General features: G+C 62.6%; 13 protein-coding genes. 2 read left to right on the forward strand and 11 right to left on the reverse strand.

The window, feature by feature from the left end; all coding sequences use genetic code 11:
- Positions 1–139 precede the first annotated feature (139 nt).
- Together PRN20_RS13865 and PRN20_RS13870 are read left to right on the forward strand one after the other, a co-directional pair.
- Positions 140–2,452, forward strand: coding sequence for a hypothetical protein (locus tag PRN20_RS13865; RefSeq protein ID WP_273958004.1), 2,313 nt, complete (start codon positions 140–142; stop codon positions 2,450–2,452).
- Positions 2,449–8,814, forward strand: coding sequence for an AAA domain-containing protein (locus PRN20_RS13870; protein WP_273958006.1), 6,366 nt, complete (start codon positions 2,449–2,451; stop codon positions 8,812–8,814). Before PRN20_RS13865 ends, PRN20_RS13870 begins: the two co-directional genes overlap by 4 nt.
- On the opposite strand, the gene PRN20_RS13875 is transcribed toward PRN20_RS13870, so the two are convergent.
- The 11 genes from PRN20_RS13875 to PRN20_RS13925 form a co-directional block, all read right to left on the reverse strand.
- On the reverse strand, positions 8,804–9,484 hold the full coding sequence (locus tag PRN20_RS13875) for a hypothetical protein (RefSeq protein ID WP_273958007.1): 681 nt from the start codon (positions 9,482–9,484) through the stop codon (positions 8,804–8,806). The genes PRN20_RS13870 and PRN20_RS13875 overlap by 11 nt on opposite strands.
- Positions 9,477–12,764: a hypothetical protein gene (locus PRN20_RS13880; RefSeq protein ID WP_273958009.1), complete on the reverse strand. Its 3,288-nt coding sequence runs from the start codon at positions 12,762–12,764 to the stop codon at positions 9,477–9,479. Before PRN20_RS13880 ends, PRN20_RS13875 begins: the two co-directional genes overlap by 8 nt.
- Positions 12,761–13,648: a hypothetical protein gene (locus PRN20_RS13885; RefSeq protein ID WP_273958010.1), complete on the reverse strand. Its 888-nt coding sequence runs from the start codon at positions 13,646–13,648 to the stop codon at positions 12,761–12,763. Before PRN20_RS13885 ends, PRN20_RS13880 begins: the two co-directional genes overlap by 4 nt.
- Complete coding sequence (locus tag PRN20_RS13890; protein WP_273958011.1) at positions 13,645–13,983, reverse strand: hypothetical protein; 339 nt, start codon at positions 13,981–13,983, stop codon at positions 13,645–13,647. The genes PRN20_RS13885 and PRN20_RS13890 overlap by 4 nt, the downstream gene beginning before the upstream one ends.
- Positions 13,984–14,047: 64 nt before the next feature.
- A complete protein-coding gene (locus tag PRN20_RS13895) occupies positions 14,048–16,174 on the reverse strand; it encodes a DEAD/DEAH box helicase (protein WP_273958013.1) in 2,127 nt (708 codons plus the stop codon).
- 342 nt (positions 16,175–16,516) lie between these two features.
- Positions 16,517–17,083 carry a VUT family protein gene (locus PRN20_RS13900; RefSeq protein ID WP_273958014.1) on the reverse strand — a complete coding sequence of 189 codons (567 nt, stop codon included), beginning with the start codon at positions 17,081–17,083 and terminating at the stop codon, positions 16,517–16,519.
- Positions 17,076–17,792 (reverse strand): 7-cyano-7-deazaguanine synthase QueC, encoded by a 717-nt coding sequence (queC, locus tag PRN20_RS13905; RefSeq protein WP_273958016.1) that lies wholly within the window; start codon positions 17,790–17,792, stop codon positions 17,076–17,078. Before queC ends, PRN20_RS13900 begins: the two co-directional genes overlap by 8 nt.
- A 36-nt stretch (positions 17,793–17,828) precedes the next feature.
- The gene (gene dbpB / locus PRN20_RS13910; protein WP_273958018.1) at positions 17,829–18,917 is read right to left on the reverse strand and encodes a DGQHR domain-containing protein DpdB; all 1,089 of its coding nucleotides are present in this window, start codon (positions 18,915–18,917) and stop codon (positions 17,829–17,831) included.
- On the reverse strand, positions 18,914–20,203 hold the full coding sequence (dpdA, locus tag PRN20_RS13915; RefSeq protein ID WP_273958019.1) for a tRNA-guanine transglycosylase DpdA: 1,290 nt from the start codon (positions 20,201–20,203) through the stop codon (positions 18,914–18,916). Before dpdA ends, dbpB (PRN20_RS13910) begins: the two co-directional genes overlap by 4 nt.
- Complete coding sequence (gene dbpB, locus PRN20_RS13920) at positions 20,203–21,345, reverse strand: DGQHR domain-containing protein DpdB (RefSeq protein ID WP_273958020.1); 1,143 nt, start codon at positions 21,343–21,345, stop codon at positions 20,203–20,205. Before dbpB (PRN20_RS13920) ends, dpdA begins: the two co-directional genes overlap by 1 nt.
- The gene (locus tag PRN20_RS13925) at positions 21,342–22,013 is read right to left on the reverse strand and encodes a hypothetical protein (RefSeq protein WP_273958021.1); all 672 of its coding nucleotides are present in this window, start codon (positions 22,011–22,013) and stop codon (positions 21,342–21,344) included. The genes dbpB (PRN20_RS13920) and PRN20_RS13925 overlap by 4 nt, the downstream gene beginning before the upstream one ends.
- Between the last annotated feature and the right edge of the window lie 393 nt (positions 22,014–22,406).

Below are 22,406 nucleotides of genomic sequence, written 5' to 3' on the forward strand. Positions count from 1 at the left end.
GCAACTTCGAGACGAAATCGGGGCAAGACCTCTAGGTGGTTTGGCCTAGCACTGTGCGCGAGAGGACTGCTCAATAAGTCGGCCACAAGCATGTTCGCGCAGCCTGGTTGCGTCGAAAACGAGGGCGCAATAAGCATCTATGGCAAAGGGCTTCAGTGCATCGACTATAAAGTCTTGGTTCCAGTACCGCTGCGAGCGAAAAGTACGGTTTGAACTTTCAAGCAACGAAGAACTGAGAGCAGCCGCAGTCGTGAAGGATATCCGTCAAGCGAGTTGGGCTGCGCTCGGTACCGCCTACGAGGCCCGAGTAGTCCGACGTCTTGGCCACGAGCAGGGTGTGCGAACCCCAGTCACGCCGCGCGAGCCCCTGGACGAGAAAGTGACTGCCGCCTTTCTGCGGGGCCTGATTCAAGTACCGTATGTCGCGCAGGCAAACTTGACCCCGCGAAGCGTGCCCCGCTTTTTGGCCGGTACCGGCCTTACCCTGAACCGAAATCTGCCTGACCTTATACGGCGCGCAAAAGACGACGGAGGTGACAGCCACCTCTTCACCGTGATCGACGTCAAGGCCACGCGGCGCGCCACCGCGTTCCACAAGACCCAGGTCGCCTTCTATGTTCGGGTGCTGGAGGAATTGCTGCGGGAACTCGACGCTTCCGCCCCGACCGGGGCAATGCTCGACCCCTTCGGGGAGATTTGGCGAATTCCAGACGACGGCACCGCGGAAGGCGATGCATGGCAGGTAGAGCGGTTCGCCCTCGGGCCATACCTTCGCCTGGTGGACGAGTTCTGCAATGACATTCTCCCCGGCATCGGCGCCAAGAAGCTCGGCCCCGGAATTGATCAGACGTTCTTCCATCTCTATTTCAAATGCGAGCAGTGCGAATACCTGGGACACTGCTCCAAGAGCATTGACCCGTCGCTTCCGCCAGAGCGGCGCGACGTGTCTGCTGTTCCAGGCCTCACTCACGAGGGCAAGCGGTCGCTGCAGCGGCTGAAGATCAGGTCGTTGCGCGATCTTAGCAAGGCATCTGGTCTTTCGGGAGCGCCTGGCCTCGGATGGTCGCTCAGCAGGCGCGCGGCGCTCCTTGCTGCGCGCGCGCAGGCATTGGCGACCGGCTCAGTATTGCGGACCGAGGAGGAACACACGTTCCTGATGCCACCGCGAGCCGATTCAATTCTCATGCTTACGGTTGATCACGATCCGGTTGATGACCGCTTGGCCGCTATCGGGTATCGCCGAGTTCATAACGGAACTGTTCAAACGGAGCGGGTAGAGGTTCCCGCGAGCGGCTCGCTCGCCGATGAGGCCGCTGCCATGATCAGCGTGCTCGGTGCGCTCATCCTCGACCTCACCGAGATCGACCAGGCCAACGCGGCGCTCCCGCCTGGCTCGGCGGACGGAGTGTACGCACACATATTCTTCTACGAGCCAGCCGAAGCCACCAACTTGCAGCACGCGATCGGCCGACATCTAGACAATGAGATCATACGAACGGGCCTGCTCCACCTGGTTCGCCTGTTTCCCCCCGACGACATCGTTCCCGAGCCGGAGTTTCGCGGCGTCCACCACTTGCCGGCCACGACCGTTCGGAGCGTGCTTGAGCAGCTCTATGCACTTCCGGTCGCGGTGGCCTACGACCTCCGCCAAACAAGCCAGGCTTTGGCTCTCGCCGGCGCGCGCGAACCCTACCGGCCGGCGGAAGCCTTTGCCCGTCCGTTCTCTTCCCTTCTATCGATCGATGTCATCCGGCCAATCCGAGAGAAAAGCGAAACGGCTGTCGCCCCGGGGAAGATAGTAGACGATGTGCGGTCCCGCCTCGCAGCGCTGCAGGGGATCGTAGATTGGCTTTTCGAGCAGAACGCAACCGCGACAACAGTGGGAAGCCCGCTTCTTCGCTTGGCGAAGAAGCCCTTCCGATTTCAGGACACATTCAACCCGCTCAATGCGGCCGACTTGGACGTGCTGCTCGCGTGCGAACTTTTGGAAAGTCGCGCGGGCCTTCTCGATGCTCTCATCGGCCTAGCGCAACCGAGCGCCCGCAGGAGGGATAGCGGTAGAAGCCTTACCGGCCTCACTTTCCTGAAAGAATGGAAGTTTGGCGGCTCCCACGTTCTCCTGTTTACGGTTCCAGAGGCGAGCCGCGACAGCGAACTCGGCCCCGGCGACCTTGATCTCATCCTTCATGACGACTCGCCGGACCTGCGCCTCAATCCCGGGTTGTGGTCCCAGATAGAATGCCGCATTAGGCCAAAGAGCGCGGGATTTGAGGATCGCCGCGATCAACTGCAGGTCGAAGTGTCGGATGCGGTCTTCCGGACTGCCATCTTCCAGGACCTCATGCGCACCACGTCTCCCGGCGGATGGTGCGTGGATAGCGCATTTAAGGATATCAACGCCCCGAGAGCGGTAGCCTTCCTGGCCAACCTCGCGCAGGGGACTGCGCCATGACCGTTCGCGCTGACCTCCTGAACTTTCTCCGCGACCCCGCAGCCTTCGCAGCGAGGGCGTCTGATCCTGACGTTTGGCGTGCCGGCCTGGACGGTTTCGCCAAACCGGAGCTCGCGCGAGCTGGCGATCAGCCGCTCGTCGAGGCGCAGGTACTCGCGTGGGAAGGACTTGCGGACGCCCGCGTCGGGCTTCTGCTCGGCCCGCCCGGCACCGGGAAGACGCATCTGCTTTCTTGGCTCATCCTCGGGTACGTCCACGCTCGGCACTCCAAGGGGCTGCCGGCCCGCGTCTTCGTCAGCGGATTCACACGCAACGCCATCGGCAACGTCCTAGACGGCGTCGCGAAGCGCGCAGCCAAGTACTCGCCTGGAGCGTTCGCCACGCATTTCGTCGGCACCGGCCCGGCGGCAGGATTGTCATCTCTCGTCCGGCATCGCCAGTCGGTCTCCGGAACGCAGGCGGCCGCGGCGCTCGCCGACCTCCAACCAAGTTCGGTGGTGATGGGCGGCTCTATCTGGTCGCTGTATCGCATGATGCAGCGCCCGGAAGCACGAGGCGATGGATACACATCGGAACTCTTCGATCTCGTCTGCATCGATGAAGCGTCGCAGATGGTCCTCGGCCAGGGCTTGATGGCGATGGCGGGTATCAAGCAGACCGGGCGGATAGTCGTCGCCGGCGATGATCAGCAGCTTCCCCCCATTCGGGCTGGTCGCGAGATCAAGCTAGGCGACCGGGAACTGGGCGGATCACTGTACTCGTTCCTGAAATCGAGCAGGGTCCCGGAATTTGCGCTGGACACGACATTCCGCCTCAACGGTCCACTCGCCGCGTTCCCCGAGCGGAAATTCTATGCCGGCAAGTACGTGTCGGCGGTACCAAGCGAGCAGCTCAAGCTAATAGAAGGCTGGCGCGACGGGCTCGACAGCTGGGAGCAGGCCGTCCTCGATCCGAACTGGCCCATCGCCATCCTTCTGCATGACGGTCCCCCCGCCGCCACTCGAAATCCGTTTGAAGCAACCTTGGCCGCACGAGTGGCTACGCTTCTCGCCGACCGTTTGATCGGGGCGAAAGCGGGCGGATCATATCAGGCGCAGCTTTGGCAGGAGCACCTCGCGGTAGTGAGCCCGCATCGCGCGCAGAACGCCGCAATCCGCTCGGCGCTGCCCGATCCGCTCGCGGCAGGCTCGTTTGTCGAAACGGTTGACCGGATACAGGGGAAAGAACGCGATACGGTGATCCTCTCCTACTGCGTGGCAGACGCCGAGTTTGCGGTGGCCGAGGCGGACTTCATATTCGCGCCCGAGCGCCTGAACGTGGCGGTCACGCGCGCGAAGACCAAACTCGTCGTTATCGTGAGCCGCCGCCTGCTGGACGCCGTGCCTGGCGACCAGGAAGCAATGGATAAAGCGGAAATACTTCGGGAGTTCATTTTCAGCGCAGCCCCGAGCGGCGACGTCCCGCTACTCGATCCGTCGGGCGTGCCCGTTACGGTCCAGGTGCGACTGCTCGGCTTTGATGGTCCGCCCCAACTCCAGGATTTCGCCACGGCGCAGCGCGACCGACTCGAGCCGCAACCGCTTGTCCTGACTCGGGAACTCCAAGACCTGCTTGATGCGGTAGTGCAGTCGGCAAGCACTTCGCCGTATCGCAAAGCCACACTCAATGCTCTAGCGCAGCGCCTCGCGACCAGGGCGACGCTCCTCCCCGGCCTGGCGCTGCTGCATGCGATGGGCCACGTGGCCCTCACCCAGCCAAAGCCGGATGCTCCGGACTTCTGGCTGGCCCAGCCGCTCGATCCGCAGAGGATCATCTTCGCCGCAAACCTTGATACCGTGCGTGCCCGGCTCGAAGAGGCCATAAACCAGGTGCGGCAGGGACGGCTTCCTCCCTTCTACTGGAAGGTTCGCGACCGCTTTGCCTGGATGGATGCGACCGGCCGCGACGTCTTCCGCCCTGTCATTGAGTCCCTCAGAAACGAAGGCTTGGTGGCAATCAACTCGACCGGGCAGCACCTTACCGTCGAGTGGCTGGCCTCGGACCTCCCCAAGCAAGATCCCGCACCGATCGCGGAGGAACCGGAACTTTCGGACGACGACTTCCGAGTGCTCAATCTGCTCGAGGACATCGAAGCCGCCCGTATAAATTTCGGCGTATTCGAAGGCTGGACGTCGATCGCGACACTCGCCGATCGGAACTCGCTGCGCCGCCAGTCGACCCTTGAGGCCATCACGCGCCTGAGCGCCAACGGCTGGGTGTTCCAGGAGGAAGACGGTCGCGTTCGCAGCCGCATGGCAGAGCTCGCGCGCGAGCTACGCCAAGTCAAACAGCGGTTCCAGCGCGACGACGCGGCCACGCGTCCATACCTTGTTCGCAGCCTGAAGGTTGAGATACGAGATCGAGACAAGCCTGCACGGGACGATGCGATCGAGACTGCTTTCGGCCGCGCAGCGGAAGGCGTAAATGCCGACTATCGTCGCGCCCTAGGCGGCCTGGCTGGCGCGCTCGCGGATCTCTGGGGCTCGGGCGCCAAGCTGGCGTTGTTCCAAAGCCGCAGCTTGGTGGCGCTCACGGAAGCTTGGTCGGCCGGCACCCATGACGCGTATGCCATCGCCGCCGACACCGGCTCCGGCAAGACCGAGGCAGCAGCATTGCCGCTTATTGCCGGGGCGGCGGCCGATGTACTCGCGGGAATTCAAGGCGTCCGGGCTATTCTGACCTATCCGAGAATTCGTCTGGCAGCCAATCAGGCTCAGCGTCTGGCGGGGTATCTCGCCGCGCTGAGCCGGCAAGGCGGGATGCCTACGGTGACGCTGGGCCTGCAGGTCGGCCAGGTTCCCGAGCGCCTCGATCGTTTGGGCGAGCGGGAGACCGAAGCTGGCTGGGCGGCGCTCGGATCGGACAGCTTCGCGTTCCCGCTGTTTGGTTGCCCGGCCTGCGGGTCGAGCCTCTTACTGCGCCAAGGAGCCGGCGTCCGCGGCGCCGACGAACTCGCGTGCACGTCGTGCACGTGGACGTTCACCGGATGGATCGGCTCCAAAGAGCGGATGCGCGAGCAGCCCCCCGCTCTCTTTTTACCGACCACGGATTCGCTTCACCAGTGGCTGCATGATCCGCGCTATGGCCGCCTCTTCGGGGACGACGCTGCGTTCGCCGCACCGCGCGCACTGTTGGCGGACGAGATACATCTCTACTCCCACGTTCACGGCGCGCAGGTGGGATATGCCATGCGCCGAATGTCCGCGCGAGTTGCGCTGAACAATCCCTCCGGACACACGCTCCTGACTGTCGGGATGAGCGCGACGCTCGGCGACCCGGCTGATGCGTGGGGCAGATTGGTCGATCGGGAGAACGTCGTCCTACTCACGCCGCTCCCGGCCGAAAAGGTGCCCAATCCACGGGGGCGCGAGTATTTCTATTTTGTTCAGCCTGAGGTGGAGTCCCGAGGCAAGGACGTGGCCGGCAACTCGACCACCATCCAATCGGTCATGGCGCTCACGCACGGCATGCGCCGACGAACCGGAAGAAGTGGCGGCTTTCGCAGCCTGGTCTTTCTCGACTCGGTAGATAAGCTCCGCCGCCTCCACGCGGCATACGATGACGCCGAAACCGCCAAGAATTTATCGGCCTATCGCACTCGGCTCTATTCGGATGACCCGGTAACGGGCGCACCTCGCGAAGGCTGCTGCGGCAACCCCGTCGGGTGCGACCTATTCAGCGACGGCGAGTGCTGGCTGTTCGCCGCCACCGATCGACGGCAAACTGGCAGCCGGGGTCGTACTGAGATCGGCAGGCCACTGCGCGTGGCGCCTCAGCCGATCTTCTCTGGCACCGCGGGCCGGGTCGAGAGCCTGCTGAAAGACTCGGACGTGATCTTCGCTACGTCGTCGCTTGAGGTCGGATACGACGACCCCGACATTTCTCTGGTGTACCAGCACTACGCGCCCCGCAACTTGGCGAGCTTCATCCAGCGGAAGGGGCGCGGCGGGCGGGGCGCGGACGATCGGCCCATCACCGGCGTTACACTGTCTATATACAACAGCCGCGACAGCTGGTGGTTTCGGCGGCCGGAGGAGATGATCTCGCCGAGTAGCTTCGAGAGCCCGCTCAATCCCGACAATCACTTCGTGCGCCGTGGGCAGCTCGTTGCGACCATTCTCGATGGGCTGTCTCGCCGCCTCGGGCGGGGAGGCGCAGTCGACCTGGAGCGGCCGTCCGCTCCGGCGCTCGCCGACGCAGAGCAGCTCGCCATCGAGATATTCGGCCCTGAGCCCTGGCGGGAGTTCGGTTTTGACAGCCTATCAGAGTTTTTCGCAGCCGCTCTTGGAAGCGGTGGCGGTTCCTCGCCCAAATACTTGTCGGACCTTCGCAAGAGGATCGATTGGGCTCCTGACGTCCTGTTTGAGACAGTGAACCTGCCCACCATTCAGGTGGCGACCGGCACCGAGTCAGCCCGAGCAGAGGACGTGGCCCTTTCCCTTTCCCTCGCCGCCCCGGGTAACGCGAGTCGCAGGTATGATCCGATAGCGGTCTATTGGCGCCCGCCGATTCAGGGAAACGGCCCTTGGCTTTCGAGCGATGACTATCGGCACGGAACCAAGCGGCGGCCGTTCGGCGATGACGCACAAGGCTGGCTTCGCCAGCTTCCCGATCACGTGGCGCTCGCCCTCGCCAACCTATCGCCCGACTACTTTCGTCCAAGCCAAATCACTCTGGAGACCCTGGGACGCAAGCACGGCACGGGCTGGCAATCCGACTGGGCCGTGCCCGCGCCAACGTTTGTGTCCCCGATCCGCGTCCAAGGGAATGATAACGAGCGGGAGCGCGTTCGAGACGACGCTCGTGGCTTCTTGCGCGGGTTTCCCGTGGTAAAAGCAACCCCCGAGCGCGCCCGTCAGGTCGCGTCGCGCGCCACTCCAGCATGGCTCGAGCGCGTCGAGGCATATTTGGGCGACGGCGTCGGCGGCCGGGAGACTGGTCTGGCTCTGGCGCGCGTGTACTGGGGCGCGGACGCCGAACTCAACCTGGAAGGGCCGCCGGCTCAGTCCGTGGCATTCTCGCAGATATTCACGTCCCCCGACGACGACCGCCCGATGCTGCACGGATACCACGTGCAGTCCGAAGGGGTGCGCTTTGTACTGAACGCCGAGCTGATCGGCATGTTCGTCGATGAAGAGGTGCGCCGGCTGACAAGCGATCCAAGCGACCGCCAATGGCACCTGTCGCAGATGATGCGCTTTCTGGTCGTGCAGGGCGCTGAAGCGGTCGGGATAAATACGTTTGACGCTCACCGGGCGGCCGAATTGCTGCTGAGTGCATATGCAGATCCGGAACTGAGTGGCCGAATGGCACACTTGTCGCGCTTCTGGAGCAAGGCCGCTCTGGCGGCTCTGTTTGAGGACACCAGGGCGCGGCTCTTGTCCCGCCATCCGCTCCTCTCACCGTCGAGAGTATCGCGGGTCGCCGACAATCTATCCGGTCAGGCATTTCAGCAGGTCTTTCAAAAGACCATGGCGGCGGTGCGGGCAGCCGACAGCCTCCCACGCTACCTGCAGAGCGTCGTCGTCCACTCGCTAGCCAGCCGCTTGAAGGACCTGTTCGTGCGGTGGGGGCAAGGCGACGAGCGGCAGGTCATCATGCACGTTGAGCTGCCCATCATGTTCTCGCGCGCCGCAGATATGTCTGTCACCATATGCGAAGTTGGTGCGTTCGGGGATGGCACGACGAGGGCCTTTGTCGACAAGTTCGAACGGGCGGAGCCGGACGTGTTCAAAGGATACTTCGGCGATTGCCCGAACGCACGCGAAGACGCCGTAGTCGATCGGCTGCTCGGGCGGGCCGAGCGTCACGATGCCTGGCGTGCTATCGATGCAACTGACGTCAGTGCGCTGAGATCGCTGGCGGGCGATTTGGGCCTGGCACCGGGAGAGAGTATCCCGAGCGCCGCTCTTCGACTGCTATTCGGGCAGGAGACCGTGGGGATCGAGCAGTTCCCGCTGTACGATCTCGCCATATCGCTTCGAGGGTTGAACCAGGGCCTTGCCGGTCGCTTTGGCCGCGATCCTACTGCATGGGAGTTGACCAGCGCCGCGGTGGCGGAAGCTATCGAGCAGCCCGATACCATCGCAGGCCGCCTGTTGCATGCGTACGCGGACATTGAAGCTTCAGTGCAAGAGGAATCGCTCAGCGCGGACGGGAGGCTCGCTGAGCAGGTCTTCCGCTTGCACCCCCGGCTATGCGTCGACGGCTGCGCCGCGTGCGTCCATCAGGAGAGCGACATGATGTCGGACGGCATGCTGACCGCGTCTACGAGCCGTCGGTTACTTGATCGCTTCCTAGGAGCGGTCAGTGTCACGAAATGACCCTGAAGCTCTCAAGAGCGCCGTTCTCATCCAGCCATTCGAGCACCGCTGGCGTGAGCAGCGCCAGGGTTGCCGTATTGTTCCCGACCGCGATCAAGAACTCGCCTACCGCCGGTATGGCGCCGACTCTCTCGGTCCTCTCACGCTGAAGCCGGGACAACTGCTCCTCCAGGCGCATAACCTCGTCGCGGAGCTCGGGCCACTTCACGATCTGCGTGTTGGTGGCGGCTTCCCCACACTCCCGCATCTCCCGTCCCAGGGAAGCGAGATTTTCGACCTTCTCGAGTAACTCCCCAAACGAGATGAGGGGCCTGTAGTTTTTTGCGACGACGTCGTTCTTCCAATGCCGCGCGACCTGCATACCGACGCTGGGAAGCGTCTTCAAGAAATCCTGGTATGCATCGCTCCCACTACGCAGCTCATCAGAGGTCGTAGCCGAAGAAAGTGCGTGGCCGGCGGCCAAGGCGTCTTCGAGCAGGTCTGACAGATCCTGGCGCGGAAACCCGATCAACCCCGCCAGATCGAGGACCGCCTTCAATCTCTCGATTTCAGCATCGGCATTCCTCACCACAGCGGCGATCTGAGACAGGGACTCCCCCAATCGTCGGCGCTCAAGCGCCGGCGCGAGCGAAGGCAGCATGGCGCGAAGCTCGAGCAGCGTATCAGCCATTGTCCGACTCCGGCGACCTCGGCCGCTGTTGAGCCGCTTCGATCAAGGATGCACCAACCCTGCGTATCCCCTCGAGTGAGGCCGTCCCGCCGCTCCTGACAAGATCTCCCACGCTTAGGAGAAGCACGCCCAACACTTGGTCGCCTTGCGAAGCGAGACTCAACAATTCGTCGAGCTCGCGGGCGGGCGCTCGTGCAAGCCACGTTAACAGAGCCGCTCGTTCGAGCGACGAGACTGCCGGATCATCCATACTCATGAGAAATGCCTCTGCACGGCCGGCTGCATCGACTAGCTGCTTACCCAGCGCCTTGGTGTGAGCTCGCTTCCAATCGCTCACTTTCTCGGGGGCGACCTCGGGAAGGTGCGCGGAGACTTCGGAGATGATGCCATCGACTTGGGTCAGATGCTCAACGATTCCCCTCCCGCCAAGGAACGCAAGCAGCCGACTCCCGCGGCCGATAAGCTGTTCCCTCTCAATCCGGCAGATTCGCGTCAACTCGTAGGCGGCGCCCGGTAACTCGCGAACTATGTCGTACTCATGCACTGATGTCGCAGCGGCGCCCTTCGGCGCCAACTCGAATCTGAAGTCGTCCCGCAATCCGATCATCGCCCTCGAGACGAGGGATAGATCGGCAATTCCTTGGCCGTCCCCTAGGGACAGGTCTAGGGCGCGCCGAAGCTCGGAGCGAAGTCTTGCCTGGTAAGCATCCGTTCCCTTGACCCACTCCTGCCACGGCGCCGACCTAGATGAGCGGTCCCCTTCACCCACGCTCTCGTCTTCGAGAATTGACCGCAGTTGTTCGGACCACGGCGCAGTTGGCGCAACCGCTCCCCGCAGCCAACTTCGCGCCAGCAACACTTGCGCGAGGAGTGGCACCGGCGACCAAAGGCTGCCGTCATCAGTCCGCCCAAGCCGTTGTCCGACATAGTCGGCAACGAGCACACCAAGGCGCCGCATCATCGCAGCAAGCTTCATGCGATAGAAGGCCTGGTCGCCGCTCGTGCGCGCGTCACCTTGCTTGAGATTGATGTACGCCTCGAGGCCCGATCGGATCCACTCTTCCGGGGCGATGGTCAGGTAGTTCAGCTGGCGTCCGGTCGTACCCTCAAGCTTCACCATCTCCTGCGTGACTATTCGCTCGAGGACAGACCGAGGGAACCCCAGTGTAGGAGCGTCCAAGGATTGTATGAGAGAATAGATCGTCTTGTTCCATTCCGCTGCGCTGGTGATCGCATTGCCAGCGCTCCAACTTCGTAGCTCGTCCCGAAGGCGCTCCAACTCGCTCTTCGTCGGAACCTTCTTCGGCGGCGAAGCAGTCTTCTGCTGGCCAGTGGGGGCTGGTACCGGCGGGCGCGCCGGGCGCGCCGCTTCCTCTTGACCGGCGCTCGTGCCAGCCTGCTGTGGCGCTGCAGCTGGCGCAGCCCCCTCGGCGGCCGGCGGCACTTCTGTGTTCTCGGGAGCAGCGATGTGCTCCCCGTCTGCGCGATCGCGGCCGATCCAGGGAAGGTTGAAGGCGCGAAGGAGGCTTTCGCTTACGCCCGCGAGCGCGAGTTCTCCCTTGTTGTCCAGGGTGTCGGCGCGGTCAGGATCGCCCCAGTACGCGAATGTTCTGCGCATTCGGCTTCGCTCTTGCTCCGAACTGGCGGCAAGTTGCGTATTGATGATCGCACCAAGTCGGTTCCCAGAGAGCACTCGGTCTGCCCGTCTGTGCTCTTCGATGGGCAGCGGCTCAATCCCGACGCCTGGATACGATCCGTCGTCCAGTCGATGTGGTTCCGACAGCGACGGAAGCAGAACTGCCTGGAGCATCCCCCTGGGAGTCTTCCAGGTGAGGCCCTTGTCGCTTTCTTTCAGGCCGTCGTAGAGGCGATCGAGCGCGGTACCCGTGAACGGAAACAGGGAAACACCTGCGACTTCGCCGAACGTGCTAACGCATTCGTCGCGCTTGTTGCAGCCCAGGCACAGGTTCGGCCTCGGAATGTCGGGGTCGGCAGCCACTTCCGACGCCCATGCCGCGAGCCGCTCGGGACCGGCCCGCACGGCCGCCAGATAGCGTGCTGCGAAGCCGTGTCGCGCGGAGCGGTCGCGCAGCGTCGCCACGTCCTGCAGTTCTCGGGTTACGCGGCCCAACCGAATTTCATGAGTGATCCTGCCCCGGTAATTTCCCTGCAGCTTGTCGTAGTACGTAGGGGTCAAGCCGACGACCGAAATGAGGGGGCAGACCTCGACCGTTCCTTCGTCGCCTCTGGCGCCCGCATTGAAGACCAACACGTCTATGAGGCTGTCATCTAGCCCTTCCCAACTGGTAATGTCCTCAAGAAGTAGCACCAGGCGCTGCCCGCGCGTCGCCAGCCTCTCGCGGACCTTTCTGAAGAGCGCTTTGAGGCCCACGGCGGAGACACCGAGCAAGTTCTGTATGGCGTGATTGCGCCGCTTGTTGAGTGCTTTGATCAGTTCGAGGCTAGTTCTCAGCTGTGCCGACGCTTGCTGCGCAATCTCCTCGGCCGTGTACTCCTCAGCAGCCCACTGCTCGATGGTTTCGGCCTCTTTGATCAGCCGCTCGACGAGCAGTTCGGTCGCGGGCCGCACGCCACTTCCGTGGATGCCGTAGCAATGCTTCGCTAGATCTAGGATGTCGAAGAGGTCGAAATCGGCGCTGGCCGAGTTCCGGTTTCCCCCCGCCCCTTCGAGCAGTCTCAGGATGCGCAGCGGTGCGGTCCATTTCTGACGCACGTCGCCATGCCGAAAGAGCGCTGCCGGTAGATGCTTTTCGCACCAAGCCTCGTCATCGAGGGGCGGGTCGAAGTGATGGGGTTCAAGGCTCTCTGCGAGCGTGCCGAGAAAAACGTTTGCCCGCCCGAGCTCGGACGCCCGCTGCGCCTGTCCGAGGTTTGCGAAAAGTGCCTCAAATTCGGCGGGGAGTCGCTGCTTCAACTGACGCAGCGCTCCTTCAAGGCTGCCATCGGAACGGCGCAATAGAATCTTAACGTCGTTGCTGTGCGGCCACTTTATCGAGAGCCAGCGTATGAGGTGGGACTTGCCCGAGCCGGGCTCGCCCTGCACCACACAGAAGGCGTGCGTGCGGTCTGGCGAGGACATCGCATCAAGCACAGTCTGCTCGTCCGGCGACGATATTTCGGCCCGGCCCGTCCCGGCCACTTCAAACCCCGTCATTGCCGTGTGAGTGGCGAGAAAAACCGCGTCGTCGCCCTCGAGCGCCTCGGTGGCTATGACGTAAGATGCATTGGCGGCCGTCCAACATGCATATGCGTGTGTCACGAACGACGCTCCCCGGAGATCACTACCCGGTCGAATCCGGCCACAGGATGAGTGGGATCGGAAGCGAGGCTTACGACGTCGCGCGAGTCCCCCAACTGCTGAAGCTCGATTCTGCCTTCGTCGTGCAATTCCCGCAGCGCAGCGCTGAGTAGGGGCGACAAGAGCCGGTCCGTTGGCGGCCACTCAAGTCGGCGACAGGCCTGGAGAAAGAGGGTCCCGCGATCGAGATACGGCATTCGCTGGGCAAGGTTCTCGAGGAACGCGTCGGCCGCTAGCGTAGTGCCGCGGACATCCGCCCGCGCCAACTCGCGGGCCAACCGTCCGGTCGGTGACATCTGGGCAAACCATGGCGACGGCATCGGGACCGCCAAGCCTAGAAATACCAGCCATCGACGCCAGGCCACCACCTTCGAGCTGTTCATCTTTTTTCCGCCATCGTCATCGTCGCCCACGAGCCCGGCAGCCGCCGCGTCCGCGAAGCCGTCGGCGGTAAGTTCGTAAATCCAGTTTGCGGAGCCCGCTTGGGCGCTTCTGCCGATCAGCCACGCATACGCTTCGAGAACGACAGCGTCCTTGCTGTCGGAGGGCAGCGAGACCAGTTTGTCGTGCATCCAGTCGGCGACCGAAGCGGCATTCGCAAGCGTTGCGGGGTCGACCTCGGTGTGCGTTGCTAATCGATCACCGCTAACCGCACCCAGGCTCGAGGCAGCACCAATCACCTGTCGGACGTTCTCAATCTTAACGAGGCCCGCATCGGGCTTGAGCGATCCAGGGTTTAGTAGCGCCTCAAGCTCCTCGCGTGATTGCTCGCCGAGGAAGGCGAGGCCGGCCAGCGCGGACCAGACCCTCTCTGGCGATCCCTGGGTATTTGACAACAGGCTCACGGAAGGTCCTCCATGGCAATTTCGTCGAGCATCTCTTCGGCGAGGGGGGCGCGGGGAGAGACCGTCTGGTCGAGCCGCCTGCCGTTGACCTCGCGATCCGGTTCGGCAATCACCAGGACCGAGAGCTCCGGCCAGGCTCGTGACAACTCCTCGACGCGCGCCAGCAGTAGGCGAGCCGACCCGTCCTCTGCGGGTAGCAACACCGCGGTGGCGATGCGCGCAAGACCGGTGACGCTCCCCGACCACTCGGGGTACGACAGGACAAACCCGAACTTGGCATCAGTCGCGGCAAGTAGCCGCGCAACTCGTGTCGTGTGCCGCTCTGCGACGATCATCTGCTCCACGCCAACATTGGCGAGCCGAACGGCCAGGATTGGGAGGCCCGCCTCGAAGTATGGATCAGCAGGCGCAACCAGCGTTACGCCCGGCGGAAGCGACGTCCGCCGCTCGGAAGCCAACGCCGGCGTGGCCCCAAGCAGTCTCAAGCCCCTCGCATGAGAGCACGGCCGGAGCGCTCAGCAAGCGGCTGCGACACGAGGGGCATCGACCGCAAGGCTCAGACGACGCCCCGGCACCCTCGATCATCTCGAACGCTGCCCTCATCAGGCAGCTTTTCTCCGGGTGGCGCATGAGCCCCACGAACTTGTCGAGCTCGGCTTGCGCCTCGGCTTGCTCCGCGTTGCGTATTGAGAAGATGTGATCCCACACATTAGTCGAAGCGCCGTCGAATAGGCGGGCGTCGGTCACGTCAACGATCCAGTCCTCGCCCGGATCATCCGCTATCGGGCCAGTGGAAACGACTTCCAGAACGCCGGCACGCTGAAGGAGCGTGAGTAGAGCGCGGTTCCACGACCGGTTGTAGTCGCTCGATCTGTTCGGAAGTCCTTCACGAACGGCGTCGAGGTCGAGCGTCAGCCAGCGCCGATCTCCATGCCAGGTATCGCTCGTCTTTTTCCTGAGTAGGGCCGCCCAGCGCAATTCGGCTAGATCCCTGCCGATCCAGCCACTGGTCGCTAGCCCGTACGCCGTCGTTACGTCGCCCGGCCTGGTGTCTCGATATGGGGGATCGGTGAACAGGCACGCCGCCAGTGCCTGATGACCGTCGCGCCCGCCGCGGCCAATCTCCTGGTACCACCGCGCAGGGCTTTCCGGCAGGCAGGCGTGAACGACCGCGCGGACGTCAGATTTGTCGATGCCCATGCCGAATGCACTCGTCGCAACGACGAGGTCCAGTTTGTTTTCGGCCCATTCCCCGACAATCGACTTGCGAACTCGCGGGTCGGAGATCGCCCCGGTAAACAGGGCGATGCGCCTGTATCCGCGCTCCGACCTCAGGCGGTCGTACAACTCGGAAGCCTCTTCTACCAGCGTCGTGTAAATGACCGCCGGTCGGGGCGCCCGGTCTATGAGGAGATCGAGCGCGCGCTGACGATTCGCTCCTTCTTCGAAGGACTTTACGACCACGTCGAACTCACAGCGGGGCACGTGGGCGTCTATTTCGAGCCACTTGCCCGGGTCTGTTCGATACGATCGGCGCAGTTCTTGTCTGGAAGCCGCAGGCAGGGTGGCCGACAGCAGCAGCGCTCGGATGTCGGGTTTGCGGTCGCGGAGCGCAGTTAGCACGGACGACAGGCGCTGAAAGTCCGGCCTGAAGTTGCGCCCCCATTGCTCCACAATGTGAGCCTCGTCGATTACGAACGCTGCAAGGCTCGCCGCAAGCTGCCCCGCCTTGTCCGATGGAGGGGCAGCCGCCTCGAAGAGCGCGCTGGCAACAGCGGTCGAGAATGCCTGCTCGGGCGACAGAAGCAGTACCGGCACTTCCCCGCGCCTGAAGGAGAAGAGCGCGTCCTCCCGCGCCCTGCCGGTCACATCGCCTGTCAACGCAATGCTGCCCTCTAGGCCAGGAATTCCGGCGAGCGTCCGCTGGTGATCAAGCGCCAGCGCAATGGTCGGAGTTACAACGATAACGCACGCGCCGGGGTTTTCTCGACGAGCCTCGAGGGCTGCGACCTGGAACAGAAGGCTCTTTCCCGATCCGGTGGGCATGCTGACCAAGAGGCTTCCTCCCGCAGGCATGGTGAGCAGCGCCCGCATGGCGGACTTCTGCGCCGCGCTTTTGTAGCGCGCGTGACTGGTCAGGCGGAAAAGAGCAGCATCGGGCGATCCGGGCCGAAAAAGTTGGCGCTGGGCACTGTCCAATCGCAGCGCTGTCCGCAACTCAGGGAGGTGGCGGTAATCAAGGTCAATCTCCTGCAGCCGGAGGGCATCGCCGTCGCGGGCTAGGCCGAATCGGCCGAGGAGTCCCTCCTCTTCGGCGGAAAGCGCAATGTGGGCCGCGGAAAGGGAAAGTCGCCCGTCGGCAAAGGTCACAAGAGACCGGATCAGCACCAGCCGATCAGCGGCGGAGTCGGCCTGTCCCAGCGCTCGCAGGCTTCTCTCTTGGCCAAGCGATCGCCATCGCGCCGCAACCTCCGCTGGGTCGAGGCTGTCGTCCTGTGCCAGCATGATTTCCCGCGCTTCGGCCATCCGTTTTACCGGTCGAGTCTGGCGTCTCGAATGGAATGGGCGAAAACACGAGCACAGCCGTGCGGCTCAGGCCGACGCGTGCTTTTCGCGCCTGCCGGCGCGCAACGCACCGCATGATCGCAGCAATCAGAATCCAATGAACAAATCAAAATCATGCTCACCCCCTGCGTGAGGTGATACGATCAAGCATCCTTTGGCAACAGGATTGTCTTGTTCCCTATCTGGCGGGGCCTTTTCGCGCCAGCCTACAGCTCCCATCAGCAAGCATAGGCGCTTCCCACTTCCCGCGCCGGACTATCATTCGGAGTGGGGCCGTTGCACATGCACGCGATCCACCCCCGGCTAGGCCGGCATCATGCCCATCCTTCGATCACGCGATCTGATCCAGGTCAGCACCGGCAAAGCGATAAGAACCATCCAAAGCTTGCCCAGCACCTGTCCAGCGAGAAGATCCAGACTGCCAAATGCCAGCGTGAGAAAGACGATGCTATCGATGATCAGCCCAACGACGCTGCTCGCAGTCGCGGCCAGCACAAGTCCACGCCGCTGAAGCGGGGTGTAAACCACCAGGTCCGCCGTTTCTGACAAGGCGAAGGCGACCGTCGAAGCAAGCACCAAAGCAGGGGCCGCGAGAAATGCTGAGAGAAAAGCGCCGACAGCTATGGCCGCAAACGACCAGATAAGACCAAGCCTCCGCTGTACGAGATCGCGCAGAACCAACGCGGCGCCGATGGCGAGAACGCCGCTGGGCGCGAGAATGCCGGGCGCTACGGGGATGAGGCAAGGTCCATCGGGAACACAAACCGTGCCGACGTTTCCGATAAGCCAGTTGGCCAGCGGAATCGTGCAAGCGAACGCGACAAGGAATATTGCGCCCTCGATCTTTCTCCGCGTATTCAAGTCAGTCATCGGTCGTCTCCTGAACCACTAGGCGGTATTGTTCATATCCACGGGACCGCAACTCACACGCGGGACATGAGCCGCAACCGTAACCCCATTCATGGTTGTGTTCGATGTCACCGTTGTAGCAAGTCAGCGTCTCGTTCCGAATTAGGTCGACCAGCGCTCCGCCACCCAGTTCCTCCGCGAGAAGCCAGGTCTGTGCTTTGTTCATCCACATAAGCGGTGTCTCTAGGACGAAGCGGGTCTGCATGCCGAGATTTAGGGCAACCTGAAGCGCCTTGATGGTGTCGTCCCGACAGTCGGGATATCCGGAGAAGTCCGTTTCACAAACGCCGGTCACCACATGCTTCAGCCCTCGCCGGTAGGCGACAGCGGCGGCGAACGTAAGGAAGACGATATTTCGACCGGGCACGAACGTATTCGGCAGACCAGACGCCGAAGTCGCTATTTCGACTTCCCGCGTAAGTGCCGTATCGCTGATTTCCCCCAGGACCGAGAGATCGAGCACGCGATCCTCACCAAGCTTCTCAGCCCATGCGGGGAATGCGGTCGTCAGCCCCGCGCGAAACCGATCGCGCGCATCCAGTTCCTCACGGTGCCGCTGACCGTAGTTGAACCCGATGGTCTCCACTCGCGAGAAGCGATCGAGCGCCCAAGCGAGGCATGTGGCCGAGTCCTGACCGCCGGAGAGAAGCACAAGTGCGCTGTCAGACATTGCGGCCTCGATTTTGTGCGACTGCGTTGCTCACGATCATGCCGCCCGTTCTGTCTCTGAGAGACGCCGCTTCAAGACTTGCATGAGGTGGAAAGACAACTGGCGGATGTCTGCTGGCACGTTCTGCAGTCCATTCCACCGCCGCCTCTCGTCCCCGAAGTCCCACTCCCCAGCGGTCCATGCCGTCCGACCCTTGAGCAGTCGAAGCCCACCTGCAAATTCATCTCGCGTTGCCGCGCCCGTCACGCTGTTGAGGTAGTCCATTACGAACCCAAGCGCGACAATTCCGGTACCATGCATTAGGCGAGATGACTTCGGCGTGTGGCCCGCCCAATCGTCCGAGAACGTATGTTGAACTGCGTGGAAGAACTCGCTGATGGTGGTGACGCCGCGATCAAGGAGTAGCGCGTCGTCGCCCTCATAAAGCCGGAGCGCTCCGTCGCTGAGCGAATTCATGATAACCCGCTGCAGCACCGTGTCCCGAATGACTCCCTTGGGATTGGTCTGCTGCTTTATCAGTCCCTTGAGGGCGGAACCCGTCTTGTAGTTGAGGGCTTCGGTGATTAGCGCGGCTTGCGATCGGCTTGACATCCGGGGCGGCAGATCGGCGACCTTTGGAAGTAGCTCGTAGACGAGTGCCTTCGGGAGTGGCCGCGTGTTGTTAACCAGGATGAACTGTTTCTGCAGTTCCTCCTCCGTCTCGCAAATGAACCCAGATACCAGCACTTCAAATTCGCGACCGCGAAGTTCCGAAAGTGCGGTGAACCGTTGTTGGCCATCAACGATCCACCCTGGAGGGCCATCAGAGATGTCCACTACGAGTTGCTGGACGCGGCTCCCCTGCGTTTCGTTGCGTTCGAGTTGCGCATTCCCCAAGAACGCGACCACAATCGCGTTCGGGAGTATCGAATTTGGCTTCTCGAGGTAGTCGCGGATTTCGCGAATGTGGCCCGCTATCTGCGGGCGCTGGAAGCCTTGCAGCATCCCGGCATTGTCGCGTCCCGCCCGTTCGATGCGGGCAATCCGCCCCACATCGGCAGCGCTCGCGATGAAGCTGAACACCGCGACATCCTTGCTTTGTGCCGGCACCAGCGCATCGAACCGGAGCGTGTTTTTCTTCGTCATGGGGGATCCTGCCGGAATTCGCTAAGATGGGTGTGAAACACATGGAGATTGTGGATGCCGCGACGCTTGTTGCGGTTCGACGTCCTGAAGATCACCGCCTCGACGCCGCCCTCCCGGCACACCCGGCAATCACATCGCTCCCAAGGGCGATCTCCGAGAGTCTGGGCATAAATGCGGCGCTGCCTCGCGACGGCATCCGCGCGGCGGCTTTGTGAAGGCTCTTCGTCCCAATTCAGCGCCGCCCAGTAATCCATGACCGCATCGAGCGCGGGATCAAGCTTTCCCTGTCCGGACGCATAAGACCGCACGCCTTCGAGCGCCGCGTCTTCTAGGCGCCGCGCATGCTCCTGGTTGAGGCTGCCTTCAAGTGCTTTGTGCTTAAGCTTGTTGTTCTGCGTCGCTTGCGGGATGCGAATGGCGGTGTAGTACGACAACTCACCGCTCGCGTTCCTCGCCCAGTAATTCTTCCGGGCGTCCTTGAAGGCCCGCAACAGGGGCGAGGTCGTGTCGAAGCTGGTGACATTGAATTCGCGCAGCGATGCCAACTCCTCGATCTTTCCGAAGCCCAAAAGGTGCAGCCGCACCTCGCGCGGGATAGCGTCGCGCAGCGCAGACAGCACGCGCCGAATTTGTGCTATCCTTAGAGGTACGGTGCCTCCAATCGCCAAGTAGTCATACCCCATGGAGACGAGGTTGCGAGCGGCCTGCGCCATGCTCAGATCTGACCAGCCCTGGATCACACCGAGGGGCGTAAACTCGCGCCCGAGGCGCTTCGCGGCGGTAAAAAACTCGGTCGCGTTCTGGAGCGTCACCTCGTAGCGGCCCCGGATATCGTCAGAGACATCGGCGATCGTTCGAAGGACGCCCATGTCGTCAAAGTCGAAGATCAGGTGGTCAGGCGAGCATCCGTGGGTAAAGCCGCCGTCCCCGTAGAACTCGACCGTGTCGTCGGCGCGGTATGGCGGCTCAGGAAGATTGCGGTACGAGAAGGCGCCGCAGTCTCCCATCATCATGCTGCCAGGAAACTTGTCCAGCGGATATCGCAGAAACCGGCGCGCGCCCTCGCGGCGAAAGCGCATGAGTTGGGCCTCTGAGTACTTGCCAGGATGCCGCACGTCGCCGACAATGCCTCTAGACACGAGGATCCCGTCATACGGCGCCGCCTCCAGGAACTCGTGCGGGTACTCGTCGTCTCGATGGACAGTGCGACCAAGCCGATGTCGGTCGCCCAGAAAGTCGTATTCAGGGTCGATCGTGTCGACACTGTCGGAGAACAAGAACCGCATCAGGCGACTCTCACGAAGGCATGCGTATGGTCTAGCCGCGCGAGGTGGCTAGACAGCATCTTAATGTCCCGGCCCGTGTTCTGAACCTCATTCCAATCGCGCTGCAACTCCGCCCAGCGTCCGCCGGTCCACCGGCAGAAGGGTGCGATGCGTGAAAGCGCTTCCACGCAATGGTGCTTCACGTCCGTGCCCGGGGCAGCCCGGGACATGATGCGATCCATCAGAACACTCATGGCCTCGATCCCGGCCGAATGCATGAGTCGGCTCTCAGTTGAAGGCTTACCCCAGGCGTCTGGAAAGACCTCCCGGACCGCGCCCCAATATGCAACGAGAAGGCGATACATCGCGTCCACGTCAGCCGGGGTCTGCGGCGTTGCTTTGTGGGGGGCCAGTGACCCGAGAGGCCCGTTGATGCTGTTACGGATGCCCTTCACAAGCGCGGAATCTGTAACGACGGCTGCAGCAAACTCTCCGGACGGCCGCTTTATCAGGCGGTAGAATGGGGACTCTGCAGAGTTCTGGAGGCGGTTGACGAGTTCGCTTGGTATCTTTCGGGCGGACAGGTCGCGCGGGAAACTGGCGTCGACCTCCGGCAGCAACTCATCAATCAGGCGAGGGTCAAGAGGCTTTGCCTTGTTGACCAAAATGAACTGCTCGCGATGAACGGCAAGTTCTTCCGAGACGAAAGCGACCACCGGGACGGGGAATTCCTTGTTCTGCGCCTGCGCAAGGGCGATGGATCGTTGTTGCCCGTCGACGATCCAAGCGGCTTTCGGCCCCTCAGTTGGAACTGGAATCCTGAGGGTCCCCGCTTCGCCCGATCGCGCGTCGCCGCTAGGCCTTTCGCCGCGTGTCTGGGTGAAGCGCGCTCGGGAAGAAATGGCGAGGATTATCGCGTTCGGAAACAGCACGGGTCCGCCGTCGAGGAACTCAGTGATCGCCTGCACGTGGCTCTTGATCCCTTTGCGCTGAAATCCCTGGAGCGCGCCGCCCTCGGGATCGCGATGCACTCGGCTGATCTCAGCGAACTTCAAGAGGTCGGCCCCGGCGACGAAGAAGGCGAAGACTGCCTTCCCTGCCTGACGCGTCCTGACTGCGCGGACTGCCAGCGTTGGCTCAGTTGTCTTACGCGGACGCGTCATGTCAAAGCCCCCTCGCCGACTGCGGCACCGTAGAGACGCTTAAAGCGGGACTGCTCGCAGGCGACACCATCCTGATCGCGAAGCCTCCGAAGAACACTGCCGATGCCGGATTGAAATCTCAGGTGCTCCCGAATGAGCCGGATTATTTCCTCGTCCGTCTGCCTCACCCTTTGAGCCCGTTGCGGGGCAGTGACTGCTACAAGAGCATGGCGAACGGCCTCGGCATCAGCTTCGCTGTTCTGGCTACCTACACTCGGGGCGACGGCCCGCACGAAGTGATAAAGGGCGCGTTGCGAAAAGTCGGCGCGCGTGCCGGGAGTGATCGCGTCGAGGCGCGCATCATATGGCATCAGCGCGCAGTGGACCTCGGTCGGAAGGAGCGCCGAAAGCGAGGCACCAAAAATACGCAGCCGCGCGAGAAAGCTGGGATCAAGATCCCGCAAGCTGCTGCCAATCATATCCGCATATGGTCGCGTGAGCGCGATCAGCACACGCCCTCTGCCTCTTGCGAACGTGTCGCTCCACTGAACTGAGTGCGGCCCCTTCAGCAGCGCCGAGAACCAAAGGGCAGCATCAAAGTCGCCTTGCACACGTGCCCCAACAGATTCAGCGTGACCAGGAGAAACCGTGAGCCCGTAGACCGGCACCCGATGATCGGCGGCGACCAAACCCAGTCCGGCCGACAGAACGTAGAGTCTAGCGCCCGCGCTTGTAGCGGCACTTCTAGCCAGCCCAAACCCGCGCCCGGCGTAAAGTTGGCTGACAGGCAGTCGCGAGGGCAACTTCGAAAGCTTTTCAAGCCACGCTGCTTCAACGGCCGCCTGCGGCGCTCTCGAAAGCGAAAGCGGAGTTGAGGATCTTGCGGGCTGCGTAGACTTGCGACTGGTGCAAGTAGTGACGATAGACGTTATCGAACCACAGGTGCTCGACGCCCCTGCGCACTGCGCTAATAACTGCATCCCTAGCTGGTCTCCCTCAAGCGTCGCTATTTTGGGTTGCCCCATATCTAGTGGCCCAACCTCTCCGTTCATACGACACAAGCCGCAAACAACATCCCACAA

Source organism: Devosia sp. ZB163, assembly GCF_028613635.1.
In the GTDB taxonomy this organism is placed as follows: domain Bacteria; phylum Pseudomonadota; class Alphaproteobacteria; order Rhizobiales; family Devosiaceae; genus Devosia_A.

Bases quoted from the DNA above. Each gene is read 5' to 3' on its own strand.
- PRN20_RS13865 (WP_273958004.1), top strand. From the start codon at position 140: ATGGCAAAGGGCTTCAGTGCATCGACTATAAAGTCTTGGTTCCAGTAC.
- PRN20_RS13870 (WP_273958006.1), top strand. From the start codon at position 2,449: ATGACCGTTCGCGCTGACCTCCTGAACTTTCTCCGCGACCCCGCAGCC.
- PRN20_RS13875 (WP_273958007.1), bottom strand. From the start codon at position 9,484: ATGGCTGATACGCTGCTCGAGCTTCGCGCCATGCTGCCTTCGCTCGCG.
- PRN20_RS13890 (WP_273958011.1), bottom strand. From the start codon at position 13,983: ATGATCGTCGCAGAGCGGCACACGACACGAGTTGCGCGGCTACTTGCC.
- PRN20_RS13895 (WP_273958013.1), bottom strand. From the start codon at position 16,174: ATGGCCGAAGCGCGGGAAATCATGCTGGCACAGGACGACAGCCTCGAC.
- PRN20_RS13900 (WP_273958014.1), bottom strand. From the start codon at position 17,083: ATGACTGACTTGAATACGCGGAGAAAGATCGAGGGCGCAATATTCCTT.
- queC (WP_273958016.1), bottom strand. From the start codon at position 17,792: ATGTCTGACAGCGCACTTGTGCTTCTCTCCGGCGGTCAGGACTCGGCC.
- dbpB (WP_273958018.1), bottom strand. From the start codon at position 18,917: ATGACGAAGAAAAACACGCTCCGGTTCGATGCGCTGGTGCCGGCACAA.
- dpdA (WP_273958019.1), bottom strand. From the start codon at position 20,203: ATGCGGTTCTTGTTCTCCGACAGTGTCGACACGATCGACCCTGAATAC.
- dbpB (WP_273958020.1), bottom strand. From the start codon at position 21,345: ATGACGCGTCCGCGTAAGACAACTGAGCCAACGCTGGCAGTCCGCGCA.